This window comes from Helicobacter sp. 23-1046 (genome assembly GCF_053654635.1).
This window is the reverse complement of record NZ_JBSIUS010000001.1, coordinates 1,249,676-1,273,982: the sequence shown is the minus strand read 5'-3', so window position 1 is coordinate 1,273,982 and position 24,307 is coordinate 1,249,676. Positions and strand designations below refer to the sequence as shown.

General features: G+C 40.5%; 27 protein-coding genes. 17 read left to right on the top strand and 10 right to left on the bottom strand.

From position 1 onward, the window contains the following. Nucleotides 1-20: 20 nt before the first annotated feature. Together ACWIUJ_RS06180 and ACWIUJ_RS06175 are read left to right on the top strand one after the other, a co-directional pair. Nucleotides 21-1,229 carry an FtsW/RodA/SpoVE family cell cycle protein gene (locus tag ACWIUJ_RS06180; protein WP_454169651.1) on the top strand — a complete coding sequence of 403 codons (1,209 nt, stop codon included), beginning with the start codon at nt 21-23 and terminating at the stop codon, nt 1,227-1,229. Nucleotides 1,230-1,377: 148 nt separating this feature from the next. After that, nucleotides 1,378-2,493, top strand: a complete 1,116-nt coding sequence (locus ACWIUJ_RS06175) for a Cj0069 family protein (protein WP_454169650.1) — start codon at nt 1,378-1,380, stop codon at nt 2,491-2,493. A 113-nt stretch (nt 2,494-2,606) separates the two neighbouring features. Here the strand turns inward: ACWIUJ_RS06175 and ACWIUJ_RS06170 are convergent, their stop codons facing one another. The 3 genes from ACWIUJ_RS06170 to ACWIUJ_RS06160 are packed head-to-tail and all read right to left on the bottom strand — an operon-like array spanning nt 2,607 to nt 5,607. Beyond that, on the bottom strand, nt 2,607-3,485 hold the full coding sequence (locus ACWIUJ_RS06170; protein ID WP_454169649.1) for a biotin synthase: 879 nt from the start codon (nt 3,483-3,485) through the stop codon (nt 2,607-2,609). Nucleotides 3,486-3,494: 9 nt separating this feature from the next. Next, entirely contained in the window at nt 3,495-4,466 is a 972-nt protein-coding gene (locus tag ACWIUJ_RS06165) for a Gfo/Idh/MocA family protein (RefSeq protein WP_454169647.1), read from the bottom strand. 16 nt (nt 4,467-4,482) lie between these two features. After that, a complete protein-coding gene (locus ACWIUJ_RS06160) occupies nt 4,483-5,607 on the bottom strand; it encodes a DegT/DnrJ/EryC1/StrS family aminotransferase (protein ID WP_454169645.1) in 1,125 nt (374 codons plus the stop codon). Between the two features lie 124 nt (nt 5,608-5,731). On the opposite strand from ACWIUJ_RS06160, the gene ACWIUJ_RS06155 reads away from it, so the two are divergent. Further along, the gene (locus tag ACWIUJ_RS06155) at nt 5,732-7,291 is read left to right on the top strand and encodes a flagellin A (protein WP_454150788.1); all 1,560 of its coding nucleotides are present in this window, start codon (nt 5,732-5,734) and stop codon (nt 7,289-7,291) included. Between the two features lie 74 nt (nt 7,292-7,365). Here ACWIUJ_RS06155 and ACWIUJ_RS06150 read toward each other — a convergent pair whose 3' ends face one another. The 4 genes from ACWIUJ_RS06150 to ACWIUJ_RS06135 are packed head-to-tail and all read right to left on the bottom strand — an operon-like array spanning nt 7,366 to nt 10,227. Next, the gene (locus ACWIUJ_RS06150) at nt 7,366-7,719 is read right to left on the bottom strand and encodes an arsenate reductase family protein (RefSeq protein ID WP_454169644.1); all 354 of its coding nucleotides are present in this window, start codon (nt 7,717-7,719) and stop codon (nt 7,366-7,368) included. Nucleotides 7,720-7,729: 10 nt separating this feature from the next. After that, complete coding sequence (locus ACWIUJ_RS06145; RefSeq protein ID WP_454169642.1) at nt 7,730-8,779, bottom strand: sensor histidine kinase; 1,050 nt, start codon at nt 8,777-8,779, stop codon at nt 7,730-7,732. Further along, nucleotides 8,779-9,165: a hypothetical protein gene (locus ACWIUJ_RS06140; RefSeq protein ID WP_454150793.1), complete on the bottom strand. Its 387-nt coding sequence runs from the start codon at nt 9,163-9,165 to the stop codon at nt 8,779-8,781. Before ACWIUJ_RS06140 ends, ACWIUJ_RS06145 begins: the two co-directional genes overlap by 1 nt. A gap of 18 nt (nt 9,166-9,183) precedes the next feature. Then, nucleotides 9,184-10,227, bottom strand: coding sequence for a flagellar basal body P-ring protein FlgI (locus ACWIUJ_RS06135; protein ID WP_454169640.1), 1,044 nt, complete (start codon nt 10,225-10,227; stop codon nt 9,184-9,186). A gap of 198 nt (nt 10,228-10,425) precedes the next feature. Here ACWIUJ_RS06135 and ACWIUJ_RS06130 point away from each other — a divergent pair, with 198 nt between their 5' ends. Further along, on the top strand, nt 10,426-11,457 hold the full coding sequence (locus ACWIUJ_RS06130; protein WP_454169638.1) for a cytochrome-c peroxidase: 1,032 nt from the start codon (nt 10,426-10,428) through the stop codon (nt 11,455-11,457). 43 nt (nt 11,458-11,500) lie between these two features. Here ACWIUJ_RS06130 and dnaB read toward each other — a convergent pair whose 3' ends face one another. Together dnaB and creD are read right to left on the bottom strand one after the other, a co-directional pair. Beyond that, nucleotides 11,501-12,955, bottom strand: a complete 1,455-nt coding sequence (dnaB, locus tag ACWIUJ_RS06125; protein ID WP_454169636.1) for a replicative DNA helicase — start codon at nt 12,953-12,955, stop codon at nt 11,501-11,503. A gap of 16 nt (nt 12,956-12,971) precedes the next feature. Beyond that, nucleotides 12,972-14,246, bottom strand: coding sequence for a cell envelope integrity protein CreD (creD, locus tag ACWIUJ_RS06120; RefSeq protein ID WP_454169634.1), 1,275 nt, complete (start codon nt 14,244-14,246; stop codon nt 12,972-12,974). Between the two features lie 158 nt (nt 14,247-14,404). On the opposite strand from creD, the gene nth reads away from it, so the two are divergent. The 12 genes from nth (at nt 14,405) to ruvB (ending at nt 22,690) form a co-directional block, all read left to right on the top strand. Further along, nucleotides 14,405-15,100 carry an endonuclease III gene (gene nth / locus ACWIUJ_RS06115; protein WP_454169632.1) on the top strand — a complete coding sequence of 232 codons (696 nt, stop codon included), beginning with the start codon at nt 14,405-14,407 and terminating at the stop codon, nt 15,098-15,100. A 72-nt stretch (nt 15,101-15,172) separates the two neighbouring features. After that, the gene (locus ACWIUJ_RS06110) at nt 15,173-15,607 is read left to right on the top strand and encodes a chemotaxis protein CheX (RefSeq protein WP_454150805.1); all 435 of its coding nucleotides are present in this window, start codon (nt 15,173-15,175) and stop codon (nt 15,605-15,607) included. A gap of 32 nt (nt 15,608-15,639) precedes the next feature. Continuing rightward, nucleotides 15,640-15,999 (top strand): flagellar motor switch protein FliN, encoded by a 360-nt coding sequence (gene fliN, locus ACWIUJ_RS06105; RefSeq protein ID WP_454150807.1) that lies wholly within the window; start codon nt 15,640-15,642, stop codon nt 15,997-15,999. Nucleotides 16,000-16,025: 26 nt separating this feature from the next. After that, the gene (locus tag ACWIUJ_RS06100; protein WP_454150808.1) at nt 16,026-16,976 is read left to right on the top strand and encodes a hypothetical protein; all 951 of its coding nucleotides are present in this window, start codon (nt 16,026-16,028) and stop codon (nt 16,974-16,976) included. 4 nt (nt 16,977-16,980) lie between these two features. Beyond that, nucleotides 16,981-17,829: an energy transducer TonB gene (locus tag ACWIUJ_RS06095; RefSeq protein WP_454169630.1), complete on the top strand. Its 849-nt coding sequence runs from the start codon at nt 16,981-16,983 to the stop codon at nt 17,827-17,829. Nucleotides 17,830-17,906: 77 nt separating this feature from the next. Beyond that, the gene (locus ACWIUJ_RS06090) at nt 17,907-18,326 is read left to right on the top strand and encodes a DUF4878 domain-containing protein (RefSeq protein ID WP_454150812.1); all 420 of its coding nucleotides are present in this window, start codon (nt 17,907-17,909) and stop codon (nt 18,324-18,326) included. A 61-nt stretch (nt 18,327-18,387) separates the two neighbouring features. Continuing rightward, entirely contained in the window at nt 18,388-19,128 is a 741-nt protein-coding gene (locus ACWIUJ_RS06085) for an RluA family pseudouridine synthase (RefSeq protein ID WP_454169628.1), read from the top strand. Further along, entirely contained in the window at nt 19,128-19,661 is a 534-nt protein-coding gene (locus ACWIUJ_RS06080) for a hypothetical protein (protein WP_454169627.1), read from the top strand. Before ACWIUJ_RS06085 ends, ACWIUJ_RS06080 begins: the two co-directional genes overlap by 1 nt. Next, entirely contained in the window at nt 19,658-20,011 is a 354-nt protein-coding gene (locus tag ACWIUJ_RS06075) for a hypothetical protein (RefSeq protein WP_454150818.1), read from the top strand. Before ACWIUJ_RS06080 ends, ACWIUJ_RS06075 begins: the two co-directional genes overlap by 4 nt. Then, complete coding sequence (gene lgt / locus ACWIUJ_RS06070) at nt 20,008-20,901, top strand: prolipoprotein diacylglyceryl transferase (protein ID WP_454150820.1); 894 nt, start codon at nt 20,008-20,010, stop codon at nt 20,899-20,901. Before ACWIUJ_RS06075 ends, lgt begins: the two co-directional genes overlap by 4 nt. After that, nucleotides 20,882-21,673, top strand: coding sequence for a 3-methyl-2-oxobutanoate hydroxymethyltransferase (gene panB / locus ACWIUJ_RS06065; protein ID WP_454169625.1), 792 nt, complete (start codon nt 20,882-20,884; stop codon nt 21,671-21,673). Before lgt ends, panB begins: the two co-directional genes overlap by 20 nt. Continuing rightward, on the top strand, nt 21,674-22,690 hold the full coding sequence (gene ruvB / locus ACWIUJ_RS06060) for a Holliday junction branch migration DNA helicase RuvB (RefSeq protein WP_454169623.1): 1,017 nt from the start codon (nt 21,674-21,676) through the stop codon (nt 22,688-22,690). Here the strand turns inward: ruvB and pgeF are convergent. Next, a complete protein-coding gene (gene pgeF, locus ACWIUJ_RS06055) occupies nt 22,687-23,484 on the bottom strand; it encodes a peptidoglycan editing factor PgeF (protein ID WP_454169621.1) in 798 nt (265 codons plus the stop codon). The genes ruvB and pgeF overlap by 4 nt on opposite strands. 265 nt (nt 23,485-23,749) lie before the next feature. Here pgeF and nrfH point away from each other — a divergent pair, with 265 nt between their 5' ends. Continuing rightward, nucleotides 23,750-24,253, top strand: coding sequence for a cytochrome c nitrite reductase small subunit (gene nrfH / locus ACWIUJ_RS06050; protein WP_454150828.1), 504 nt, complete (start codon nt 23,750-23,752; stop codon nt 24,251-24,253). Nucleotides 24,254-24,307: the final 54 nt, after the last annotated feature.

Here is a 24,307-nt window from a genome sequence, read left to right as displayed (position 1 = left end):
CAAAAATTTTAAGGATAGCAGTGATTTGCTCAAAGCTCTTTTTTACCGCTGTTGGCTTAATGTGCGTGGGCGTGGTAATGTCATATTCACTGAGTTCATATTTTGTGGGCTTTTATCATTATGGAGAGTTTCATTTTTTGTGGCGTGAGATGTTTGCCGCAGTGCTTGGGATAGTGATAATGTGGGTGTTTGCACAGCTCAACCCTGATAGTGGATTCCAAAAGATTGGTTGGCTTCTATTTTTGTTTTCTATTGTGTTAATGGTAGGAATGCACTTCTTACCACAAGGCTATGTAAGCTCGGCAGGTGGAGCAAAGAGATGGATTAGACTGCCGTATTTTTCGCTCGCACCGAGCGAATTTTTTAAGATTGGATTTGTGTTTTTCCTCGCGTGGAGTTTCTCGCGCAAGTTTGGGAGTGGTGAGAGACGCACTTTGAGCGATGAGATAAAGCTTTTTATCCCGTATTTGTTTTTGTTTTTAGTGGCAGTGGTGCTTATCGCTGTGTTGCAAAATGACTTAGGACAAGTCATTGTGCTTGCACTCACTTTGGCATTTATGCTACTTTGTGCGGGAGGGAGTTTGCGATTTTTGGGACTTTTGATGCTTCTTATTGCTGCGGTTGGGAGTATTGCGGTTATTTCTAAGCCCCATAGAATCTTGCGTGTAAAAACTTGGTGGGCAAACGCTCAAGATTCTATCCTTTCATTTTTTCCACAAGATTTAGCAAGTTCATTGCGTGTGGAGGACTTACCAGAACCATATCAAATTTATCACGCTACAAACGCTATTTATAATGGTGGATTATTTGGCAATGGACTTGGAGAGGGCGTTATCAAACTTGGATTCTTAAGTGAGGTGCATACAGACATCGTGCTCGCTGGCATTGCAGAGGAGCTCGGGTTTGTGGGGCTTTTGCTTATCGTGCTTGCCTTTATCGCGCTCAATTTTTATATTTTAAAAATTGCTAATCATTTGACAGATAACACGCATTATCTTTTTTGCGTTGGTGTCGCACTTTTGCTTAATTTTAGTTTTATCATCAATGCCTTTGGAATCGCTGGAATCACACCTATTAAGGGGATTGCTGTGCCATTTTTAAGTTATGGCGGGAGCTCACTTATCGCAAATTGTGTCGCTATCGGACTGGTGTTAAGTTTAGCACAAAAGGCGGATTTTAGCCCAAAACCACAACCACAGGAGAATCAAAAATCAACACAAGATTCCTAAAATTAAGAAAGACAAAAAGTGTTAAGCAGTGAAAATATCGTGCATAAGGGAAATTGTGTATAAATGTGATGGGCAAGTTGCATTTAATGGAATTTTAGGTGCGAATTTATGGTAGAGTCTAGGAAATCTATTTTTTAAGGAGTTGGCAATGAAAAAGAGCATTGTATTTTTTGAAGCAAAGGGCGGAAGCGACAAAGGACCTGATGGGTATCGTAAAGACACGATGCCTATGGTAAATGCGCTTAAAGCAAAGGGTTGGAATGCAGAGGTAATCTTTTTTACCGATGAGATTTTGCGCGATGAATCTGTGCGCAATAAAATCTATGAGGAAGCAAAAGGCAAGTTTGATGGCTATGTCTCTCGTGTGAATCCGGGCAACTTAAAAGAGGAAAAACTCTACTTTGATGTGCTTCGCAAACTCTGTGATGCGGGGCTAGTGGGTATGCCTCACCCTGATGCGATGATAGGCTATGGCGCAAAAGACGCGCTTACCAAGCTCCGCAATACCGAGCTTGTGCCAACAGATACGCTAGCGTATTATGAGCCAAACGAAGCAGCGAGAATCGGCGTGAAATGGGAAGCAGGTGGCGAGCACGACTTTAAGAAAAATTTCCCCAAAACTTTGGCAAAGGGCGAGCGCGTGCTAAAGCAAAATCGTGGCTCCACAGGCGAGGGAATCTGGCGCGTGCGTCTAGAATCTTCTAGCGAATATGGCAAGGTGGATTCGCTACCTCTTGATACCAAAATCATCTGCACAGAGGCAAAAGACAACCACAGCGAAAACCGCCAACTAGGCGAGTTTATGGATTTTTGTGAAGCGTATCTAAAGGGCGATAATGGAATGCTTGTGGATATGACATTTTTGCCACGCATTAAAGAGGGTGAGATTAGAATCCTAATGCTGTATAAAACGCCTGTGTATGTCGTGCATAAAAAGCCAGCTGAAGGCGGAGATGCGTTCTCTGCGACACTCTTTAGCGGGGCGAAATACCGCTATGATGAGCCAAAAGATTGGCAGAGTTTGATTGATTGGTTTTTAGCGCAGTTGCCTGAGATTCGCCAAAAGCTTGGCAACTATGACTTGCCACTCATTTGGACGGCGGATTTTATCCTCGATACAGATTCTGCGGGCAAGGATAAATATGTGCTAGGCGAGATAAACTGCTCGTGCGTAGGATTTACAAGCCCTGCAGAATTTATGGAAAAAATCGCGCTAATGGTGGGGGATAATATCGTAGAAATCGTAAGCGAGAAAAAGGCGTAACAAAACACAAACGCACTATAACCCTAGCTTTTAGGCTAGGGTGATTTTTGATTCTCACGGCTTTTGACAAAACTTCTATAAAACAAAATCACTTACAATCTATGATGTTAGCTTTAATGGCAACTCAGTGCGGGCACATAGCCATACGAGCGCAGACGCGCGACATCGTTTTTTGGTGCTTCCCCTTGCGTAGTGAGGTAGTCTCCTAGCACTACGGCATTTATCCCGCAGTCATAGAGAGCTTTTTGATTCTTGCCAAAGATATGTTCTCTCCCGCCTGCTATCATTAAGCGCGTTTTTGGCAAGTATTCTCTAGCGAGAATCACGCATTCTAAGGCTTCTTGTTTGCTTAGCTTTTTTGTGCCAAGCGGTAAATTTGGGTTGGCAATGTAAAAGTTGATAGGGCTTGAGTGTGGGGTAAGAGATTGGAGGGACTTTAGCAAGCTAATTCTATGCTCCCAGCTCTCCCCAAGCCCAAAGATTCCCCCGCTACATAATCCAAGCTCTGCACGCAAGGTATTTTCACAAGTCTCAAATCGCTCCGTCCAAGTGTGCGTGCTACAAATCTGGCTAAAAAACTCCTGTGCGCTTTCTAAGTTGTGGTTGTAGCTATCCACGCCATTTTTTTTGAGATATTTGAGGGAATCTAAATCCGCCCTCCCACAGCACGCGATAATATGCAATCCCAAATCAGCCTTTTTAATGGCGTTAGCGGCTTTGGCGATATATTCACATTTTTTAGAATCTAATCCGCGTCCTGAAGTAACCAAGCAAAACCCAAGCGCACCATATTCTGCTAGTGTCCTTGCTTCTTTGAGAATCTCCTCTATTGGCTTATTTTTATAGGTGTTTATGCCTGTGTTGTAATGCGAGGATTGCGTGCAGTATTTGCAGTCTTCTGCGCAGTTGCCTGATGTTACATTGCAAATCGAGCACAAAAAGATTTCTTTTGCTTTTTGGTTGGTTTGTGTGTTTTGTGGTGATATACTCATTTTTTCTCCTTAGTTGTTTTTTTGGTGGATAAGTTTTTGGATTTGGCTTGCTATAAGCATCGCATTTTCTCCATCTATTTCATTAGGTGGGCGCGTTTGCAATGTCTTGCCTCGCACCATTTCACTAAAATCAAGCAATTCTAAAAGCAACGCTTCTTGTGCGCGCACCTCGATAGATTCTGAGCGAGAAGAAATTGAAATGTTATGCAAGTGTTGCTCTAGGGTTTGTTTATTGACAAGCACTTCTTTGCTTAAAAGATTGCAATCCACATACATATCCTCACAAGTTACGCTGATTTGGCGGATTCTCTTTTCGGTTACGCGTGAGGCAGTAATGGTGCTAAAAGAGCCATTTTTGTGCGTGAGATTCGCACGCGCGTATTCGATGATTCCATTCATTACTACGCCGTGCGCGTGGATTTCCTCAACTTCACCATTAAAAAGCAAACTCAAATCAATATCGTGAATCATCAAATCCATTACCACATCGACATCGGTTATGCGGTTGCTCATTTTATTGGTGCGGGTAAAGTCAATGTTAAAGATTCTCGCGGAGTTTTTAAGAAGTTTTTTAAGCGTGTTGATAGCGGGATTATATCGCTCTATGAAGCCCACTTGAATGTTGAGATTTTTTTGCTTTGCTATTTCTACGATTGTTTGTGTGGTCTCAAGCGTGTCTGTTAGGGGCTTTTCGACAAAGATATGTTTGGTATGATTGGCGACTTTTTGGATATAGTCATAATGCGTAAATGTCGGCGTAACGATAATCGCACCATCACTTGCGCTTAGTGCAGATTCTAGCTCACTTTCATCGTGCAAGGCTTTCAAAGAAAATTCTTTGGCGGTTTTTTCCAGCAACTCCTTATTGACATCATAGATAAATCCCACTTCGACATTTTTTAGCATATTGAGGTTGCGTAGGTGGTTTTGCCCCATTTTGCCAATGCCTAAAAGCCCGATTTGCACAACTTTATTTTCCATTCTCTGCCTTATAACATTATTTTAGGGAATCTGTGATGTCATTAAGTGTTTGTATAATGTAATCTTGCTCTTCTTGTGAGAGAAAGGCACTAAAGGGAAGTGAAAAGATTTCTTTTGCGATTTTTTCGCTCACGGGGAAATCCCCCTCTTTATACCCAAGAGGGCGCAAAGATTCTTGCAAATGCAGGGGAATGGGGTAATGCACGGCGGTTGGCACGCCTTTTTGGTTGAGTTGCTCGCATACACGCTCTCTCGCCCCCTCTTTAGAGATATTTGCATTAAGGCGCACGGAATATTGCGCATACACGCTTTCATAGTCCTGTGCGATAGTTGGCAGGATAAGATTTTTTAAATTATTGCCGTAGTGCTGTGCTTTTTGCGTTCGCACTTCACATTCTTTGGCAAAGTGCTTGAGCTTCACGCGCAAAACCGCACATTGGATAGAATCAAGCCGTGCATTAAGCCCGATGTATTTATGCACATAGCGCGCAGTTTGTCCGTGATTAAGCAGTGAGCCAATTTTGCTATCAAGATTCTCATCATTGCAAAACACCGCACCTCCATCGCCATAGCATCCAAGTGGCTTTGAGGGGAAGAAACTTGTCGTGCCAATGGTAGAGAGATTGCACGAGAATCTCCCCTTATATTTTGCTCCAAAACTTTGGCAACCATCTTCGATTACGGAAATCTTATGAGAATCTGCAATAGCGTTAATGCTCTCCATATCCGCGCATAGTCCATAGAGACTTACGGGGATTATTGCTTTTGTGCGGGGCGTTATGGCGGATTCTAAATTTGCAGGGTTGATATTATAAGTGTGCTCATCTATATCTATAAATACAGGCTTGCCACCAAGTAATGCTATCATTTCCGCAGTGGCGATGAAAGTAAATGGCGTGGTGATGACTTCATCGCCTTCTTTAATGTCAAGTGCCATAAGGCTTAGCAAAAGCGCGTCTGTCCCGCTAGATACCACGCGAGTGTATTTCGCACCACAAAATGCGCTAAGCTCCTCTTGCAACGCATTCATATCATCGCCCATTATATATTGGGTAGAATCTAAGACATTTTCCATAGCCTTATCAATCTCTTCTTTGTAGGCTCTATACTGCGCGTTTAGGTTAATAAAAGGGATTTTCATATCTTTGCCTTTTGTAGAAATTAGTGCAATTTTACCAAAATTCCATTAAAGTTTTATTTATTCGCCCGATTTAGACTACAACTTGTCGCACGGAAGCGCAAGATTTAAACACAAGGAGTAAAAAATGGCTTTTCAGGTCAATACTAACATTAACGCAATGAATGCGCATGTTATGGGAGTTTTTACCCAAACGGGTATTAAGAATTCGTTGGAAAAGTTGAGTTCAGGTCTTCGCATTAACAAAGCAGCAGATGACGCTTCTGGTATGTTGATTGCCGATAGCTTGAGCTCACAGGCAAACGCGTTAGGACAAGCGATTAGAAACACGAACGATGGTATGGGGATTATCCAAATCGCGGATAAAGCGATGTCGGAGCAAACAAAAATCCTCGACACCATCAAAACTAAAGCTGTCCAAGCGGCGCAAGATGGACAATCTAAACAATCGCGTCAAGCGATTCAATCAGACATTAGACGCTTGATTGAGAGTTTGGACAACATTGGTAACACAACAACTTACAATGGTCTTGCATTGCTTGCTGGAACATTCTCTAACAAAGAATTCCAAGTGGGTGCGTATTCAAACCAAAGTATCAAGGCTTCTATTGGTGCAGCGGTAAGTAGTAAAATCGGTCAAACGAGAATCGAAACAGGTCAAGTGGTTACATCGACAGGAAATGTGCAAGTAACATTTAAAAATGTTGATGGTATCAATGATGTGGTTTTGGAATCTGTGATTGTTTCTACTTCTGCGGGCACAGGGCTTGGCGCGTTGGCTGAGATTATCAACAAAAATAGTGATAAAACAGGTGTGCGTGGCTTTGCAAGTGTTATTACTACAAGTGATAAAGCGATTAAAGCTGGTAGCCTAGGTGGGGTGCATATCAATGGACAATCTATCGGCGATATTATTGGTATTAAAGATAACGATAGCGATGGTCGTTTGGTTTCAGCGATTAACGCGGTTACTCAAGATACAGGTGTGGAGGCTTATACAGATAATGTGGGTCGTCTAAACCTACGAAGTATCGATGGACGCGGGATTATCTTTGGTATTACGGGTAAGGCTGGTGAGCAAGGCAAAAAAGCAGACCCTCTAGCGATTGAAACAGTCAATGGTAACTACAACATTATGATGAAGAAAAACGGCACAGGTGGGAATATCAATATGGGTCGTCTCTCACTCGTGCGAACAGACGCAAGAGATATTATCGTTAGTGGAGCAAACATCTCTGCGACAGGTTATGACGCTGATAACGGACAAAAACAAGCCCAAGAGACTGTAAACCTTCGTGATGTTACAGGAAACTTCGGCACAGATACTCGCTCTGCGGCTGGTGGAAACTACAATGGTATGTTTATCAATGAAGCTACTGACCTTGGTGCGGGTGTTACTTCGTTACGCGGTGCGATGGTGGTTATGGACATTGCAGAATCTGGTATCAAAATGCTCGATAGAGTGCGTGCGGACTTAGGTTCTGTGCAACAACAAATGATAAGCACAGTAAATAACATTAGCGTAACGCAAGTGAATGTGAAGGCTGCTGAGTCTAACATTCGTGAGGTGGATTTCGCTGGTGAGAGCTCAGAATTTACTAAGCTTAATATTTTGGCACAATCTGGTAGCTACGCGCTTGCTCAAGCTAACGCAGTGCAACAAAATATCTTAAGACTTTTAAACTAAACCCCACTAGGAGATTTAGATAGTCTCATTCAAAGCCTAGAATCTTCTAGGCTTTGTTCTCCTTTGTATTACAATTACTTGATACTGCTTATTGTATCTTCATTAAATCCTATAATAAGATTCTCTACTTTGTTTGATTGGATAATTTCAATTACGGGTCGCTTGATAAGATTTGGCGATTGGTGCATTGCCTCTATTTTTTGTGTTTCATTAAGGTTTTTATCTTTTAACCCCAACTTTTTGTAAGTCTGCCCTTTTGTGTTAAGCACTATTTCAATGCCCGCTGTGCTTACCCATTGCGCTATTTGCTCTTTGCTTGGCGCGGTGGTTTTAAAGTCGATAAACTCATATTTCACACCATTTGCATTAAGTGTATCAAGGGCTTTTTTCACACTGCCACAATTTTTGATGCCATAGATTTTTACCATTATTCGCTCCTTATGAGAGAGTATTTTCATTTGGGATTTGTATGATGAAAGTTTTAGAATCTTTTTGTGATTGCAATCGCACTTCTCCGCCGTGTGCGTCAATAATCTGCTTGCTTAATGCAAGCCCAAGTCCGTTGCCTTTGAGTTTGGTAGTTTTAAACGGCTCAAAGAGAATGTCCTCATTTTCAATTTTTTTGCCATTATCGCTGATGAAAAACGCACTTTTGTGCTGCTCTTTAGTGTATTTTACGCGTATAAGTCCATTTTCGCATTCTCCCTCCTCAATCGCATCAATGGCATTAAAAATAAAATTTTGTAACACGATGATAAAGAGGTCAAAATCTACAAATATTTCTACGCCCTCATCAAGCATAAAATCAAAGGCGATTTCTTTGGTGTATGTGTAAGAAGCGATAGATTGCGTAATTTCTGTCTTAATCTCGCCAAGTGTGTGTGATTTTTTGCTTATGCTAATGCCTTTTGAAAAAAGCAATGTCGCGTTAATTAGTCGCTCAATGCGCCAAATGGACTTTTTAATCTCCATAGCAATAGGCATAGTTACATTATCCCCGCGCTTAAGCAAGCTCGCAGTAAGTAGTGAGATTGAGCCCACAGGATTGCGGATTTCGTGGGCTAAGTGTGCAGAGATTGTCCCCATTGAAGCAAGTCGCTCTTGACGCTTTTGGGCAGTTATGTCAATGGCGGTGATGACAATTTTGTTTGAGAGAAAATCCACTTTATAGAGGTAAGTGTTTCCTTTATACTCCAATTCGCTTTCTTGTCTGGTGTGTGGGAGGATATTTTTTTTGATGATTTCTAAAATATGTGTAAGGGCGTAAGATGGTTTGTTTTGATAATACATCTCCAAAGTAGATTCTAAAATCCAAATCGCATCGGGGAGGAGCTCTAGCACATCATCATAGATTTTTTTTAATTCATTAAATTGCGCTTCTGCCTCGTGTGTGTTGTCAATAAGCACTTTTAGAAGGTTGAGAACTTCTTGCTTGTCTTTAGAATCTAAATTCTTAATAATGTTTTGGTTTATGAGGCTTTCAGTCATTATTTTTGCAAATCTTTAAGGTAGTTAAACAAAAGCTCACTATATCCAAAATCCCCGCTTAGAGAATCTGCGAGATTTTCTAAATACATTGAGTGATAAATATCGCTCCCGGGTTGCTTGGGGTAGAGCGGATTTTCATTTTTGATTGCGTCTTTTAGCATTATTTGGAGTAAGATTGCTTCAAAGTTATCTGTTTGCTCTCGTAGTTTTGCGTCCTCATCTTGGCGCATTTTTTCTAGGCTAGTTTTAGAATCTGTGCCTTGTAGCTCTTGTCGCATAGCATTTTTTGCTTGCGCCATTTTAGCGCGCATTTCTAGATTCTCTAATGCGTTGCTTTGTGTGCTTTGATTATACGCATTGAGTGTGCTTTGCGTGTCTATGGTCATTAGAATTCCTTTATAGTTTTAAATCACTTCGATTTCTGCGCTGATAGCACCACTGCGTTTCATTGTCTCTAAGATTGAGATGATATTTTTGGGACTTGCGCCCATTTTTTGCAATGCACGCACGACATTTGCCACGGTTGGTTTTTTGCCATTAGTTGAGAGAGTATTTTGCGCTTGTGAGATGCTTATATCATCGCCTAGCGAGACTGCGTCTGGGTCGCTTTGCTCCTCATCAGAAATCTTAATGGTGAGCTCGCCGTGTGTGATGATAATAGGCTCAATGGTAATGCTTAACCCAGCGACAATGGTCCCACTTTTCTCATCAATAACGACTTTTTGCTTTTGCACATAATCAATCTCTACTTCCTCTACAAGTGCCAAAAACTCTACCATACTCATTTGCTCTGGCTTTTTGAGTTTGATTGTGCGAGAATCGAGCGCATTTGCCACATATTCATTAAATGTTTCGTTGAGTTTTTGTTGCATTTTAAGTGCGTTTTGGAGGCTTGATTTTTTCAGGCTTAGTGTCGCGCTATCTTGTGTAGCGATATTATAGCTTATCTCACGCTCGATAGTCGCTCCGCCAATAAGCGTGCCTGATAGCGAGTTTGAAGTTTCTCCAAGTGTGATTGCGCCTTGCGCTAGAGCATAAATGTTGCCATCGACTGCGCTTAATGGCGTAAGCACGAGTGTGCCACCATTGATAGACTTCGCATCGCCGATAGAGGAGACTTGTATATCAATCTTGTCGCCAGCCCTAGCGAATGGAGGCATTTTTGCCGTTACCATTACAGCGGCAACATTTTTTGATTTAATATCATTTGCCGAGAGCTTGACATTCATACTCTCAAGCATATTTGCCATACTTTGCATTGTGAATTTCGAGCCGTTTTTATCGCCTGTGCCATTTAGCCCTATGACTAAGCCATAGCCTACAAGTGAATTATCTCTAATGCCGACAATTTGTGCTAAATCAGAAATCTTCTGCGCCCATAGTGGCGAGATACAAAAAAGAAGTGCGATGAAAAGTTTTATCCGCTTTGCTACCATACTTGCGTTCATTCTATCTCCTTAAAATACAAAAACTTCCATAAATAAACAGAGCGTTTAAGGACTAAAAAGCAAAGAGCATTCCGCTTGGTGTATCTTTTTAGTATGTAGCTGATTATGAGATTTTATCAAAATGCTTATATTTATGATAAAATTTATTTGCAAGTTTATATCCATAAACTTGCAAATCAACAAACAAGGAGAAAAGGAATGATGAAAAAAGGTATTCTATCATCAAGTGTAGTGTTAATGTTAAGTTGCTCTTTTGCTTTTGGGAATCCTCTCTTACAGCAAGCAAAAGATGTCGGGCTAGCCCCATTGCCAAATAATCAAAAAGAGGTTGAAGCGATTTTAAAGGAAAATGGCGTAAAATTCAGTGCTTTTAGTGAGGCAAAGGCTGAGCTTGGAAAGAAACTTTATTTTGAGCCACGATTAAGCGCAAGCGGGATTATCTCGTGTAATACTTGCCATAATTTAGGATTTGGCGGAATCGATGGTGTAGAAGCTGCCATAGGGCATAAATGGAGCGCAAACCCTCACCATCTAAACTCCCCAACGGTGTATAATTCTGTGCTTAATGGAGTGCAGTTTTGGGACGGGAGGGCGAAAGACTTAAAAGAGCAAGCAAAAGGACCTATCCAAGATAACGCAGAAATGGCTGCGCCATCAAGCTTAGCAGTCAAAAGAATTGCTTCAATGCCTGAGTATGTCAATGAGTTTAAAAAAGTCTATGGCAGCGGTGTAACATTTGATAATATTGCTGATGCGATTGCTACATTTGAGCGCACTTTGATTACGCCTTCAAGGTTTGATGAGTTTTTGCGTGGCAAGGAAAATGCACTTAACGCACAGGAAAAAGAGGGCTTAAAGCTCTTTATTGATAAGGGTTGTGTGAGTTGCCATAGCGGGGTGAATCTCGGTGGTTCTATGCAGGCTTTTGAAGTGGCTGGAAAATATAAATACGCTAATGTCGGGGATTTTAAAGGCGATAAAGATGGTATGGTAAAAGCCCCAACGCTAAGAAATATCGCACAAACTGCCCCATATTTCCATAATGGGAAGATTTGGAGTTTGCAAGAAGCCATTAAAGAAATGGGGAAAATCCAACTTGATATAAAACTAAGCGATAAAGAAGCACAAGCCATAGAATCTTTCTTGCGCTCACTCACAGGCAAAAAGCCCGTAGTTACTTATCCACAACTACCAAACATTACAGATAAAACTCCAAAGCCTAGTCTTTAATCCACATTCCCCCGCAATTTGGGGGAATGTGCGTAACACCAAATTACAAGTTTTCAATAGTTTTCATTAGCTCATCTTTAGCAAGCGAGGGTTCGTATTGGTTTGAGGGATATTCCATTTTTGTGGGTTGGTAATTAGAATCTAGTGGCTCTTCAGGATTCTCAAAACGCATAAATTTTTTGCGAAATTGAATATGCACGGTCTTTGTCTCGCCGTTGCGGTTTTTTGCTACGATGATTTCAGCAGGCTCAATCTCACGCTCCTCGTATTCTGGCTTAAAGTCCTTATCCTTGCCCTCTTTTTTAAGCCTTGCTAATCGCTCCTTATCCTCACGCCGTTTATATACATCATCGCGGTAGAGGAAAAATATCATATCTGCATCTTGCTCAATCGCCCCAGAATCTCGCAAATCTGAAAGGATAGGGCGTTTATCATCGCGTCCTTCTACGGAGCGATTAAGCTGAGAGAGTGCGATTATCGGCATTTCTAGCTCTCTTGCAAGTGTCTTTAACCCACGCGAAATATCACTAATTTCCACATTTTTACCCAGACTTCTATCCCCTTGCATTAGTTGGAGGTAATCTATTATTGCCACACCGACATCTTTGTATTGCTTTTTAAGAGCGCGGAGTTTAGAGCGTAAAAGCGCGATATTAAGGTTGCTTTCATCATTGATAAAAAGCGGTTGCGCGCTTATTTTGTTGCTCACTTGGCTTAATTTTTCCCATTGATAATCCTCAAGCCTTGCATCTCGCAAAATTTGCATAGGGATACCACTTAGCGAGCTTAGCATTCGTAGCATTAGTTGGGTTGATGGCATCTCAAGGCTAAAAATCGCCACCCCAACACCAGAATCTAAAATATTTTGTGTGATATTAAGTGCGAGCGAAGTCTTCCCCATTGATGGGCGCGCACCAATGATAATCAAATCACCCTTATTGAGCCCTGTGGTAATATGATTGAGCTCGCTAAAGCCCGTGCTTATACCAGCTAACGCATTGCCACGACTTTTTAGCTCTTCTAGGGATTGTATGGTTTTTTGTGCGATTTGTTTGGAGTCTTCAAAGCCCTTGCCCGTTATGTTGCCAATAGCAATGTCATTCACACGAGATTCTATGGTGTTGATGATTTCCTCTACGCCTATGGCTGTGTTTGTAGATTGTTCGCGCAAGAGATTTGCTAGCTCCCCTAAAGCGCGTTTGAGTGAAGATTTTTTAATCTCTTGTGCATACGCGGAGAGATTGACAATGGGGCTAATGGAGTGAATCTCGGCAATATCAGATTCTTTGAGCTTGCCTTGAGCGCGTTGTAAAATGATTTTTTCATCAATGGGGAGTTGGAGTTTTTCGCATTCCCCCATTAACTCAAAAATTTTGGCGTGAATGGGGAGGACAAAGTCTTTATGTGTGATGAGCGAGGCGATGTCCTCGTAATTACTCGGGGACATAAAAATCGAGGAGAGAATCGCTCGCTCAATGTTGATGATAGTTTCATTCATTGTCCTCTTTTTCCCTTTATCCTCTATGTAAGTTGCGCGTGAAATACATCATCGCATAGAGCACAGTCATCACTAATATACTGCCTAATAGCAATGAGTAGTTTTCAATCTTTAAGATTCCAAAAAGCACGAGATACATCGCACCAAGTGAGCCACCAACGATTATGGAAAATTTCTTATCACCCAAGATTCCAAAACTATACAGCGATATAGGCACGATGACACAAAGTGCTGCAAAAATGTAAGCAAGAGAGAATCCAATCTGCTCGGATAAAGAGAGTAGAAGTAAATAAAATGCCACTAATGACGCACCAATAATACCATATTGCAAGATATGGAGTGATTTTTTCGTCCCTACATCACAGACAAAGAGCAATGAAAGCGTCAAAAGCACAAATAACACGCCATATTTGATACTGCGCTCAATAAGGCGGTATTGCGTGATAGAATCAAGAAGATTTACCCCGACATAATTAGCCCGTCCATCGCTATAACTCTCATTGGTAGCGTGAATCATTAGCACATCTAAACTATCCACATTAAGGTAAGTAGGTAATTTGCTTACCTCATAAAACGCACCAGAATCTGCATTTTGTGCATATTCATCAGGGAGCAATCCTGTGTAAGAAAGATTACTCCAAGTTGAGGTGATGTGAATTTTTTCACTCTCAGCCATAGGGATAAATGTGAATGATGAAGAGCCCTTAAACTCCAATTCAAGAGCAACATCTACTTGCCTATCTCTATCTATGGCAAAAGGTAGAACTACAAAGTTAATGTTATCGTTGTCTTTGCGGGTTCTAAATGAAAGGATTTGATTATTTTTTGTATTAGTGATTTTAAGCTCTGCGCTTTCGTCCATACGAAAATATAAATAGGCCTGTGCATATTCTAAATGACTGATGTTGAACCCTCGATTCTTGGTTGCCTGCATAAACTCCTCTAAGTCATAATGCAAGGAAAGCTGTGCCTGTGCTTCATACACAAGGGCACGGTAGATTCCGCGTTTTTTGACTTTATCTTTTAAATCAATACTGCTTTGCGCTTCTTTTGCTCCAATCACGGCTAATCCCGCAAGATAGCGACCATTTGCTGTTGTCCCTATATAAGGCATAACGAGATAAGGGGTTGAAATTTGTTGCTCCTTGCCATAGGAGCGAGCGATACTTTCTATGGCTACTATTTCATTTTTTTTTCTATCGTTTAGCATATCATAAATAAGTGCTAGTGGGAGACACAGCACGATGACAATTCCTAGTAAAACAATGGCTTTTGTGGTATAAGATTTCATAATAATCCTTTTAATATTGAGATACAAAGTGTAGATTATACTAAACTAAACTAAACTAAACTAAATGCACCTTTGCAATCAAAAATGATTCCTAAATATCCAAAATACACTATAATGCTACAAAAATACGCAAAATTGAGCACGAGGATTGTCAAGTAATGAAAACACAAAAAAATCCAAAAACATCATCTAAAAATCTCCAAAAACCACGCGCCAAAGTCTCTAATGCGCGTGTTAAAGAGATTAAAAAGCGATTTTTACAACAATACAAAAACGCCAAAACAGAGCTGGTCTATGCAAATATATATGAACTCTTAGTATGTGTGATGCTCTCAGCCCAATGCACTGATAAACGCGTAAATATCGTAACACCAGCACTTTTTAAGAAATATCCAAACCCCGCTACTCTTGCAAGCGCAGACATTGATGAGATTAAAGAGCTCATTAAATCTGTGAGTTTTTTTAATAATAAAGCAAGCAATCTCAAAAAAATGGCAATGCAGGTGATGAGTGATTTTGGCGGGGAGATTCCCACTACACAAGAGGAACTAAAATCGCTTGCAGGAGTAGGACAAAAGACTGCAAATGTGGTGCTTATTGAGTTTTTTGAGGCGAATTATATGGCGGTTGATACGCATTGCTTTCGCGTTTCGCATAGGCTTGGGCTAAGCAATGCTAAAAGCGCGCTTGAGACAGAATCTGAGCTTAGCGCACTTTTTAAAGACAATCTCTCTATGCTTCATCAAGCGTTTGTGCTTTTTGGACGATACATTTGTAAAGCACTTAATCCGCAGTGTTTAGAGTGTTTTGTGAGTGATTTATGTCATAATAAACAAAATTTTAAGCCAAGATAAAAAATATTACGCAAAAAGTTTAGGTATAATGGCAAGGATTTTTTGTGAATTTTATTGTCTAAGGAATACAAAATGGATAGCTTTCAACTTATTCGCCAAAGTTTTATCGAGGTGATGAAAAACAGCATTGCCAAAGAACCGCAAGATTCTATACTGCCGTTAAAAAAAGGCTATCTTACGCGTATAGATACACTTGATAGTGAAAACAAAACAATGCAAGATGTGGTGTTTTTGCTTTTTGATAAGCCCTTTTTACGAATAGTGTGCGAGGACTTTTTGGGTGATGATGACCCAGATGACCAAGCATTGGAGGATATGGCAAAAGAGCTTACAAACCTTATCGTAGGGCACGCAAAGGTGTTAGCCCAAGATGCAGGAGAGAAGAGCTTTAATATTTCATTGCCTGAGTATTTAGGAGTGAAACTTATTAAAAATTATGACAAGGGTTTGCATTTTAAGCTAGAGCAAGGACATTGCGGAATCTATATACGCAACTCGCACGCGTAAAGAAGCAATGAGATTATAACAAGGAGCATTCTATGGCAGGTGGGGATACAATCTTAGATAAACAACGCATTCACACTCCTAAAGAAGTCGAGTTGGCGACCTACTTAGAAGATATGATGCAAAACTACAACGGCTTACTTGATATGGAAGTGATTTTTAACGCTGAATTGGGGAGCACGAAGATTCCACTTGGTGAGATTTTGCGCTTTGAAAAAGGCTCTATTATTGATTTAAACAAGCCCGCAGGTGAGAGCATTGAGACATTTGTCAATGGAAGGGTGATTGGCAAAGGCGAAGTAATGGTGTATGAAAAGAATCTCGCTATAAGGATAAATGAAATTTTAGATTCTAATGCGATTGTGTATTATCTCACGCGTGAAACAATCCAATAATTCTTTGTTGTGAAAAGGAGTTTGTAATGAGGATTATATGGCTTATAGGCATTTTTTGTATAGGTGCATTTGGAGTAGATGTCAAAAAGGCTGATATTATCGTCAATGCCAATGATGGAGAGCACGAAGTGATTTTGGAGTTTGATTCTGATTACACACTCACGCCAAAGACTAAGGAGACAAGCGGGTTTAGGGCGATAGTTTTTGAGGGGGTAAGTGCGAATTATAAGACTCGCCGTAATGAACGCATACAAGATTCCTTTCTCACAGAAATCCAAATTTTTAATCTCAGTGATGAGGGATTGCATATTCTTGGTATTGGAGATTCAAAGGATTTTACCATAAACCTCACGCGAGCGCAAAACACCTTTAAAATCACTTTTGCTAAAGCCACTCCACCACTCTCTCCGCTTGATACATTATTAGAAACCCCTCGCCCTATGCAAAAGATAAATCCTGCGCAAGCCCAGCAAGATTCCCCACAGGTGGAATCTACTCCAAGCACTTCATCGCCATTGCTTAGCGATGTCAAGCGCGAGCCTATGTCTATTGATTTATGGCGGTATTTCGCGCTTGTAGGAGTTATGCTTCTTTTAATCGCTGTGCTTATTTGGCTTAGGTCTTCTATGAAAGGCGGTGTGAAATCAAATGGCAACTTCACAAATATCTTTGGTGGCACGGCTAGCAAGGGAAATGTCAGTATAGATGGTTTTGATTCTAGCTTTAAAATCATCGCACAAAAAAAGCTTGATGCTAAAAACAAGATTCTCACTATTGAGACAAACGGCTATCGCTACCTTGTGCTAATGGGGCAAAATAATAACACTATTATTGATAGGTTTAAAATCGCTACAAATACGCCCAATGGTGCAAATGGCGTAAATATCAATAACCTTATCATTGAAGATACGCAGTTTGCTAAGCTCTTAGAGAAAAAGGAGCAACGCATAAAGCAACTCAAAAGTCAAAGTGTCTAGGTGTATGCGAGCTAATGATTCTCGTTTAAGTGTTTGTTTTGCTCTTTCATTTGCTATCCACGCACTTTTAGTGGGACTTTTGGTGTGGTATTTCCTCTCTGAAAATCTTCGTTTTAAAAGTGGGACAGGACAGATTCCCAATAAAATTAAAATCTCTGGCTTTATAGAAAACGCCCCAAAAAGACATATATTCACCCCACCAAGCGCGAGCGGTGATGATGGAGTAAATAACGCCAATAGCCCACAGCTTAATGCAAGCTCGCGCGCTCAAGCGAGTAATTCCTCAAATGCTCCACTTTTGCAAAATATCCCAGAGGCTACCAAAGAAAAAAATGACCGCATACCTAAAGATTCTCTCAATCAAGCAAGCACGCCACAAACACAGCAAAATCTCACAAAAATTGATTTAAGCTCCCTTACGCTTAATTCCCAAAGTGCCACCAAAAAGGGCAAAAGAGGCTCTATCGCTCAAGCATTTGCGCGACATAGCTATATCGATGAAATTACTAAAAAAAATATTTTTGAGCTTTATGGTGAGGAATTTGGGGATTATGGAATGGTCGAGCAAGATTTTCTCATCAATAATTTGCGTGATATTGGGCGCATTACACAGCGGTATCTCAAATATCCCCCAGATGCGATTCGCTTAGGACAGCAGGGCAAAAGTGCCGTAGAGTTTTATTTACACCCCAATGGCGATATTACTGAACTGAGAATCATCAAGCCTTCAGGCTATGAAATCCTTGATAGAAACTCAGAGCGCACTATCGAGCTAGCATATAAAGACTATCCACACCCTGTATCCAAAGTGCGGATTCGCATTTTTGTAGATTTAGGACTTTATTACTATTAAGAAGTGTTGAAATACACTTGCATTTGCACCTAAAAAAAGCTACAATGCGGACTTAAATTTATTTCAAAGGATTCGTAATGTTTAGAAAGTCTTTTATGTGGGCGTTGTTTAGCGTAGTGTTTGTAGCTTTTGTCGGTTGTGGTGGTAGTCATTCCAGCCCTGAGAAAGCCGCAGAGGAGTTTGTAAAACTAATGGTTGATAACAAAGTGCCCGAGCTTATGAAAGAAGTGCGCAAGGCAGATGGTAAAGAATTTAGCGGTGATGAGAGTGAATCTATGGGTGCTAAAATTTCTATGGGTATTATGGGGCTTAAAATGCAGGGCGAAGTCGCAAGCATAAAAACTCAAGAAGTAGAGTATAATAGCGATAAAACAGCTGCTAGAGTGCCTGTAAAAGTAGAATTTAAAAATGGCAAAGATGATATTGTCCCAGTTGATGTGAGACTTTTTGATGGCAAATGGTATGTAGTTTTAGAGTTGCCCGATTTTGGCTTTTAAATCAAAATTTTAATACATCAAAAAAGCAAAAGTTTTCAAAAACTTTTGCTTGTAATCCACAATGGAAAAAGCCTACAAACTCCTAGCAAATGCAAAAAATCTCTCCCACAAACACGCTAAGAATCTTATAGATAGAGGATTGGTGCTCGCAAATGGACAAAAAATCCCCCTAGCACGCACACTTTTATCAGCTAAAAGCACTTTTGTTATCCAAGAGGTTCGAGCACCAAGTATTTTGCTCCACGATGAGAATCTGCTTGCCATTGATAAGCCTGCGTTTGTTGAATCTTATGGGCTTTTATCGTGGGCTTTGACACACACAAATATAAAGGACTTCGTGTTGCTCCATAGGCTTGATAAGGACACAAGTGGAGCGTTGCTTTTTGTTAGAGAGGGAAGTGAGTTTGCTAAAAAAGCAAGGTTAGAGTTTAAAAATCGCCGTGTGTATAAGGAATACAGGGCTTTAGTAAGTGGCATAATCGCAGAATCTCACACAATCAACAAACCTATAAGCACCAAAAAGGGCAAATTCGCCAAATCAAAGATTGACAAAAATGGCTTAGAGGCAATAAGCCATATCGAGCCAATAGGCATTATAGGCAAAAAGACTTTGCTTAAAGTTGTCATTGAGACGGGCAGGACTCATCAAATCCGCATTCATTTGCACTCTCTTTCACACCCAATAGTTGGCGATAGCCTCTATGGCGGGATAAGCGCACCACGACTTATGCTCCACGCCTACAAGATTAGTCTTTTGGGCTATGACATCATTGCAAATCCACCCAAAGAGCTTGAGTTATAATGCTCTATCGCACATTGCGCCCCAGCGTAGAGAATCTAAGTGGATTTATCGCCACATTGGAGCAGTATTTTAAGGGAGATAAAGGAAGTGAGTGGGTGGTAAGTGCGTTTGAAACTCTTAGCAATATAATGGAGCATAATTTTTATGGCAAAAAGATTCCGAGTTTATCAATTTCTCAACTAAAACGAGAATCCAAAAAGCACCATAAACATAAGATTTTTGTGAAAATTTCTACGCAAAGCCTAATCCAAAACAAAGCGAGTGGGTTTCACACTTCACAAACGCCTAAAAGATTTGCCCTGCGTTGTGTTTTTACCCCCATATTTACTCCGCAGATTCTTTTGTCCTCGCGCTTGTATAAAAATATGGAATCAAAAAGTCGTGTAAAATCATCACAAGCACCGCGTTACAAATTTTGTAGGAGTTTTTCACAAAATGGTAGAGGAATGCACATAATTTATAGATTTTGCACCCTAAGACTTGTTAAAATTACACCCAAAAAATATTGCATAACATTAAAAGGATATGAATGACTATCTCAAAAGTGTCTTTAGCGGAGGGTGGCGATATTGTTAGGGTGGTTGGCAAGATTAGCAACTACCATACTTTTTTAGACTTCAAGCAAGAATTGTATTTCTATTTGCAAGCTTTCAAAAACAAAGACAAAGAGGGCAAATATGGAATGGATTGCGAGATTTTTAGAATCTATTTTGTGCGAAGTTATCCGCTTAATTCCTATGTGCTTGGCTTGCTTGCGAAGCTAAAAATGCACGATAAATTAGAATTAGAAGTAGTAGTGGATTCTCTTAGGGCGTTTTTGTTCCTTGAAGAGATTGGGCTATCAGATTTATTTGCGGTTAAAATCAAAGAGGATGAACAATGAACTCGCTCAATGCGTGGAATGTCTTTTATGCACATTTTGACCCAATCGCGTTTGAAGTCTTTGGGCTTAAGGTGCATTGGTATGGCTTATGTTATGTTATTGCTTTGCTTGGCGCACTTTTTATCGCTTCATTTTTTATCAAAAAGTATCCAAATCGCTTCAATATATCCTCACAGATTTTAGAATCATATTTTTTATGGGCGGAAATTGGCGTGATTGTAGGAGCGAGACTTGGGTATCTCGCGGTTTATAGTGATGTGGGACTTTGGTATTATCTTATCCACCCACTTGATATTTTTAATCCCTTTAACGCACAGGGACAGTTTATTGGGATTGCTGGATTTAGTTATCACGGCGGTGTTGTAGGGTTTTTAGTTGCTACGATTGCTTTTAGCATATTAAAAAAACAAAACTTGCTTAGCATTTTAGATTTAGCCACATTTTCAATCCCTCTTGCCTATACTCTTGGCAGGATAGGAAATTTTCTCAACAAAGAACTTTTTGGACGCGTTATCCCGCAAGATTCTGCTTTGGGATTTTTGGGTGTGTTGGTTGATGATGAGTTGCGCTATCCAAGCCAACTTTTTGAAGCATTTTTTGAGGGGATTGTGCTTTTTGTGATAATGTTTGTTGTCTTTAAAAAAGTCCAAAAAACAGGTGCGCTTTGCGTTACTTATGGGATTGGATATGCTTTAGCGCGCTTTTTTTGTGAGTTTTTTAGGGAGGCAGATTCCCAAATGGGATATTATGCTTTTGGGCTTTCAATGGGGCAAATCTTAAGCGCAGTGATGTTTGTCGCTGGGCTTGGAGTTTTGGTATATATTTGCTTGCACGCGAAATCTGTGCCACCACACGCAAAGAGGAGAAAAAATGAAAAAAATAACGCTTAACACACTGAGACAATATAAACAAGATGGCAAAAAGATAGTTGCCATAACTGCCTATGATGCGCTAATGGCTGGAATCTTTGATGAGGTTGTCGATGTGATTTTAGTAGGCGATAGTCTTAATATGAGCTTTAATGCCAAGCACGACACTTTGGGCTTAAGCGTGCGCGATATGCTCTATCATACAAAGGCGGTGTGCTCTAGAGCAAGTAGAGCGTTTATTATTGCCGATATGCCTTTTGGGAGCTATGCCACAACGCAAAAGGCACTCAAAAATGCCCTAAGATTCTATACGCAAACAAATTGCGATGCGCTAAAACTTGAGATTAACGAGGATAAGCTAGATATTGTAGAATCGTTAGTCAAAGAGGGCTTTGCCATTATGCCTCATATTGGATTATGTCCGCAAAGCGTGAGAGGTGAGGGTGGCTACAAAGTCAAAGGCAAAGATAGTCTGAATGCAAAAAATCTCCTTAATCTTGCCAAAGAATGCGAGCGTGTAGGCGCGTTTGGAATCTTGCTTGAGGGTATTACAAGTTCTCTTGGCGCAGAGATTTCAAAAAGCCTTACAATCCCAACCATTGGCATTGGCGCGGGTGTGGATTGCGATGGGCAAATCTTAGTATGGAGCGATGCGTTTGGCTTTTTTGATGCGTTTAAACCCAAATTTGTGCGCCGTTACCTTAATGGCAAAGAGCTGTTACACAATGCAATTCAAAACTATGCTAGCGATGTGAGAGAGCGGAGATTCCCAAATGATGAGGAAAGCTATTAAATGGAAAAGGTAAGCCTAGACAGAATCATAGAAGTGCAAAAAATTGATTTAGAAGAGAATGACATTTCACTGCGTCCGAGTGTTTGGGAGGATTATATCGGGCAAGAGAGTGTAAAAAAAAATCTTAAAGTGTTTATCGAAGCCGCAAAGCTGCGCAATGAATGCTTAGACCACATTTTATTTTTCGGTCCTCCCGGACTTGGCAAGACGACACTAAGCCATATCATCGCCAATGAAATGAATGCAACTATCAAAGTAAGTGCCGCGCCAATGATAGAAAAATCTGGCGATTTAGCCGCGATTTTAACCAATTTAGGTGATGGGGATATTTTGTTTATTGATGAGATTCATCGTTTAAGTCCTGCGATTGAAGAGATTTTGTATCCTGCAATGGAAGATTTTAGGCTTGATATTATCATTGGGAGCGGACCTGCAGCCCAAACACTTAAAATTGATTTAGCCCGTTTTACCCTCATTGGCGCGACTACGCGAGCAGGAATGCTAAGCAATCCTTTGCGTGAGCGATTTGGTATGAATTTTAGATTGCAATTTTATGAGCCAAGTGAGCTTAGTGAGATAGTGATGCGTGCGGCCAAAAAGCTCAATAAAGATTTGCACGCAAGTGCCGCGCAAGAAATTGCCAAACGCTCTCGTGGCACGCCAAGAATCGCACTTAGGCTTTTAAAAAGAGTGCGTGATTACGCCCAAGTGGCTAATGAAGATTCTATAACGCTTGAACGCACGCAATACGCGCTTAATGAGCTCGGTGTCAATGAAATGGGCTTTGATGAGCTTGATTTGCGCTATCTTGGAATCTTAGCGCAAAACAAACGCCGTCCAATGGGATTAAACGCTATCGCAGCAGCAATGAGTGAAGATGAGGTAACCATAGAAGATGTTATTGAGCCCTACTTGCTTTCACAAGGATATTTAGAGCGCACTGCAAGGGGGAGAATCGCCACCATTAAGACTTATGAGTTGCTTGGTTTTAGCAATGCAGGCAATACACTTTTTTAAAATATTTGTGCGATAAGTCCAAAACGACCACTTTTACCATCTCGGCGATACGAGAAAAATGACTTATCACAATGCGTGCAATTTTGAGATATATAAAAATCAATAATGCCTAGCGAAATGAACTCATCTCGTAACATTGCGCTTAAATCAAGCATATAAGAATTTTTGGGTGTTTTGCGCGTGTAAGATTCTCTTTGTTGCGTGCTAAGCCTCATTGCAATGTCTTCGCCCACTTCATAGCAACACTGCCTAATCCCAGCTCCCACAAAGGCAAAAATATCGCTCGCATTGGTGTGAAATGCTTTTTGCATTTGTGTAAAAGTGTGCGTGCAAATATGTCTAAAAACCCCCTCTCTTCCAGCGTGCATAATGGCTACAACACAATTTTTTTTATCAAAAAAGAGCACAGGATTGCAATCTGCTACGAGGATTAAAAGGTTAATCCCCCTTTGGTTAGTGATAAGCGCATCAGCCTCTCCAGCGTTGTGTATGCCATTAGGTTTGGTGATAGTGATTGAGTTTGTGCTGTGAATCTGTGTGAGGAAATTCACATTATCAGTGCGCAATAAGCGATTGCAATCTTTTATGCACGGCAAATCCTGTCCATTTTTAGCAAAATTTTGCAAGAGTAAATCAATGTTTTTTGCCACAGCATTTTGATTATCGCCCACATTAAAAGAAAGATTGAGACTATCAAATGGCGCATTACTCACGCCACCAAGACGATTACTAATCCCAAAGGCAACGCCACTATTTTTTGTCGCATTCATAACGCAATCCAAGTGAGAAAACATCGCTGCTCCTTAAATCAATCTATAAAATTAACCCTAAAATAAGAGGGTATTGTATTATGTTTTGTAGCAAATTGTAACCGATAGTGTTTTTTTTTTTTAGAAAATAAACAAAAAGTAAATGGATTTAAGGAATCTTTAAAGCGAGATATATTAAAATTCCTATCGTGTCTAAGTATTTAAGAATCTAGGGCTTCCCAAAAATGATTTATTTTTGAAAAAGTCTTAGGTTTATAGACATTAACAACAAAGTCTTAAGGGAGGAGTTTTGAGTTCAAGCAACAATTCGTCTCTCTTATCCAAGATTTTTGCCTTGTTGGTTGTTGTCATTGTGGTGAGTGGGTGTTACACTTTCTATAATGCCAAAGGCTTTTCATATTTTAGCGACAGCCCGCAGGCGTGCAATAATTGCCATATAATGAATGAAGTGTATGACAATTATCTTGCGAGTTCGCATTCTCTTGTAGTCGCTGGGAAGGAGCGAGCGACTTGTGGAGATTGCCATTTGCCTCATAGCTTTGTCTCTAAATGGATAGCAAAGGCACGAAGCGGAGTAGGACACGCCTACGCTTTTACCTTTAAACTTGATGAATTGCCTGTGAATCTTTCAGCCAATCAAACGAGCAAAAAGATTGTAGAGCAAAATTGTATCAGTTGCCACACTGAAGTCGCGAGTAATGCTATCAATGCTACTACTCACGGAGGTTCAGATGTGCGGAGTTTAAGCTGTGTCTCTTGCCACGAGAGTGTCGGGCATAAGCGTGGCTTTTAAGTGTCATTAAATTCTAAAAATAGAGTGAAGGAGTGAAGAAATGCAGAGTAAAAG

What these genes read in the sequence shown, in the direction of transcription:
- panB (WP_454169625.1), top strand. Translation starts at nt 20,882, where the DNA reads ATGAAAAAAATAACGCTTAACACACTGAGACAATATAAACAAGATGGC.
- ACWIUJ_RS06090 (WP_454150812.1), top strand. Translation starts at nt 17,907, where the DNA reads ATGTTTAGAAAGTCTTTTATGTGGGCGTTGTTTAGCGTAGTGTTTGTA.
- ACWIUJ_RS06155 (WP_454150788.1), top strand. Translation starts at nt 5,732, where the DNA reads ATGGCTTTTCAGGTCAATACTAACATTAACGCAATGAATGCGCATGTT.
- ACWIUJ_RS06080 (WP_454169627.1), top strand. Translation starts at nt 19,128, where the DNA reads ATGCTCTATCGCACATTGCGCCCCAGCGTAGAGAATCTAAGTGGATTT.
- ACWIUJ_RS06110 (WP_454150805.1), top strand. Translation starts at nt 15,173, where the DNA reads ATGGATAGCTTTCAACTTATTCGCCAAAGTTTTATCGAGGTGATGAAA.
- pgeF (WP_454169621.1), bottom strand. Translation starts at nt 23,484, where the DNA reads ATGTTTTCTCACTTGGATTGCGTTATGAATGCGACAAAAAATAGTGGC.
- nth (WP_454169632.1), top strand. Translation starts at nt 14,405, where the DNA reads ATGAAAACACAAAAAAATCCAAAAACATCATCTAAAAATCTCCAAAAA.
- ACWIUJ_RS06165 (WP_454169647.1), bottom strand. Translation starts at nt 4,466, where the DNA reads ATGGAAAATAAAGTTGTGCAAATCGGGCTTTTAGGCATTGGCAAAATG.
- ACWIUJ_RS06150 (WP_454169644.1), bottom strand. Translation starts at nt 7,719, where the DNA reads ATGGTAAAAATCTATGGCATCAAAAATTGTGGCAGTGTGAAAAAAGCC.
- ACWIUJ_RS06085 (WP_454169628.1), top strand. Translation starts at nt 18,388, where the DNA reads ATGGAAAAAGCCTACAAACTCCTAGCAAATGCAAAAAATCTCTCCCAC.
- ruvB (WP_454169623.1), top strand. Translation starts at nt 21,674, where the DNA reads ATGGAAAAGGTAAGCCTAGACAGAATCATAGAAGTGCAAAAAATTGAT.
- ACWIUJ_RS06075 (WP_454150818.1), top strand. Translation starts at nt 19,658, where the DNA reads ATGACTATCTCAAAAGTGTCTTTAGCGGAGGGTGGCGATATTGTTAGG.
- ACWIUJ_RS06135 (WP_454169640.1), bottom strand. Translation starts at nt 10,227, where the DNA reads ATGAACGCAAGTATGGTAGCAAAGCGGATAAAACTTTTCATCGCACTT.
- ACWIUJ_RS06140 (WP_454150793.1), bottom strand. Translation starts at nt 9,165, where the DNA reads ATGACCATAGACACGCAAAGCACACTCAATGCGTATAATCAAAGCACA.
- fliN (WP_454150807.1), top strand. Translation starts at nt 15,640, where the DNA reads ATGGCAGGTGGGGATACAATCTTAGATAAACAACGCATTCACACTCCT.
- dnaB (WP_454169636.1), bottom strand. Translation starts at nt 12,955, where the DNA reads ATGAATGAAACTATCATCAACATTGAGCGAGCGATTCTCTCCTCGATT.
- creD (WP_454169634.1), bottom strand. Translation starts at nt 14,246, where the DNA reads ATGAAATCTTATACCACAAAAGCCATTGTTTTACTAGGAATTGTCATC.
- ACWIUJ_RS06095 (WP_454169630.1), top strand. Translation starts at nt 16,981, where the DNA reads ATGCGAGCTAATGATTCTCGTTTAAGTGTTTGTTTTGCTCTTTCATTT.
- lgt (WP_454150820.1), top strand. Translation starts at nt 20,008, where the DNA reads ATGAACTCGCTCAATGCGTGGAATGTCTTTTATGCACATTTTGACCCA.
- ACWIUJ_RS06170 (WP_454169649.1), bottom strand. Translation starts at nt 3,485, where the DNA reads ATGAGTATATCACCACAAAACACACAAACCAACCAAAAAGCAAAAGAA.
- ACWIUJ_RS06100 (WP_454150808.1), top strand. Translation starts at nt 16,026, where the DNA reads ATGAGGATTATATGGCTTATAGGCATTTTTTGTATAGGTGCATTTGGA.
- ACWIUJ_RS06175 (WP_454169650.1), top strand. Translation starts at nt 1,378, where the DNA reads ATGAAAAAGAGCATTGTATTTTTTGAAGCAAAGGGCGGAAGCGACAAA.
- ACWIUJ_RS06160 (WP_454169645.1), bottom strand. Translation starts at nt 5,607, where the DNA reads ATGAAAATCCCTTTTATTAACCTAAACGCGCAGTATAGAGCCTACAAA.
- ACWIUJ_RS06130 (WP_454169638.1), top strand. Translation starts at nt 10,426, where the DNA reads ATGATGAAAAAAGGTATTCTATCATCAAGTGTAGTGTTAATGTTAAGT.
- ACWIUJ_RS06145 (WP_454169642.1), bottom strand. Translation starts at nt 8,779, where the DNA reads ATGACTGAAAGCCTCATAAACCAAAACATTATTAAGAATTTAGATTCT.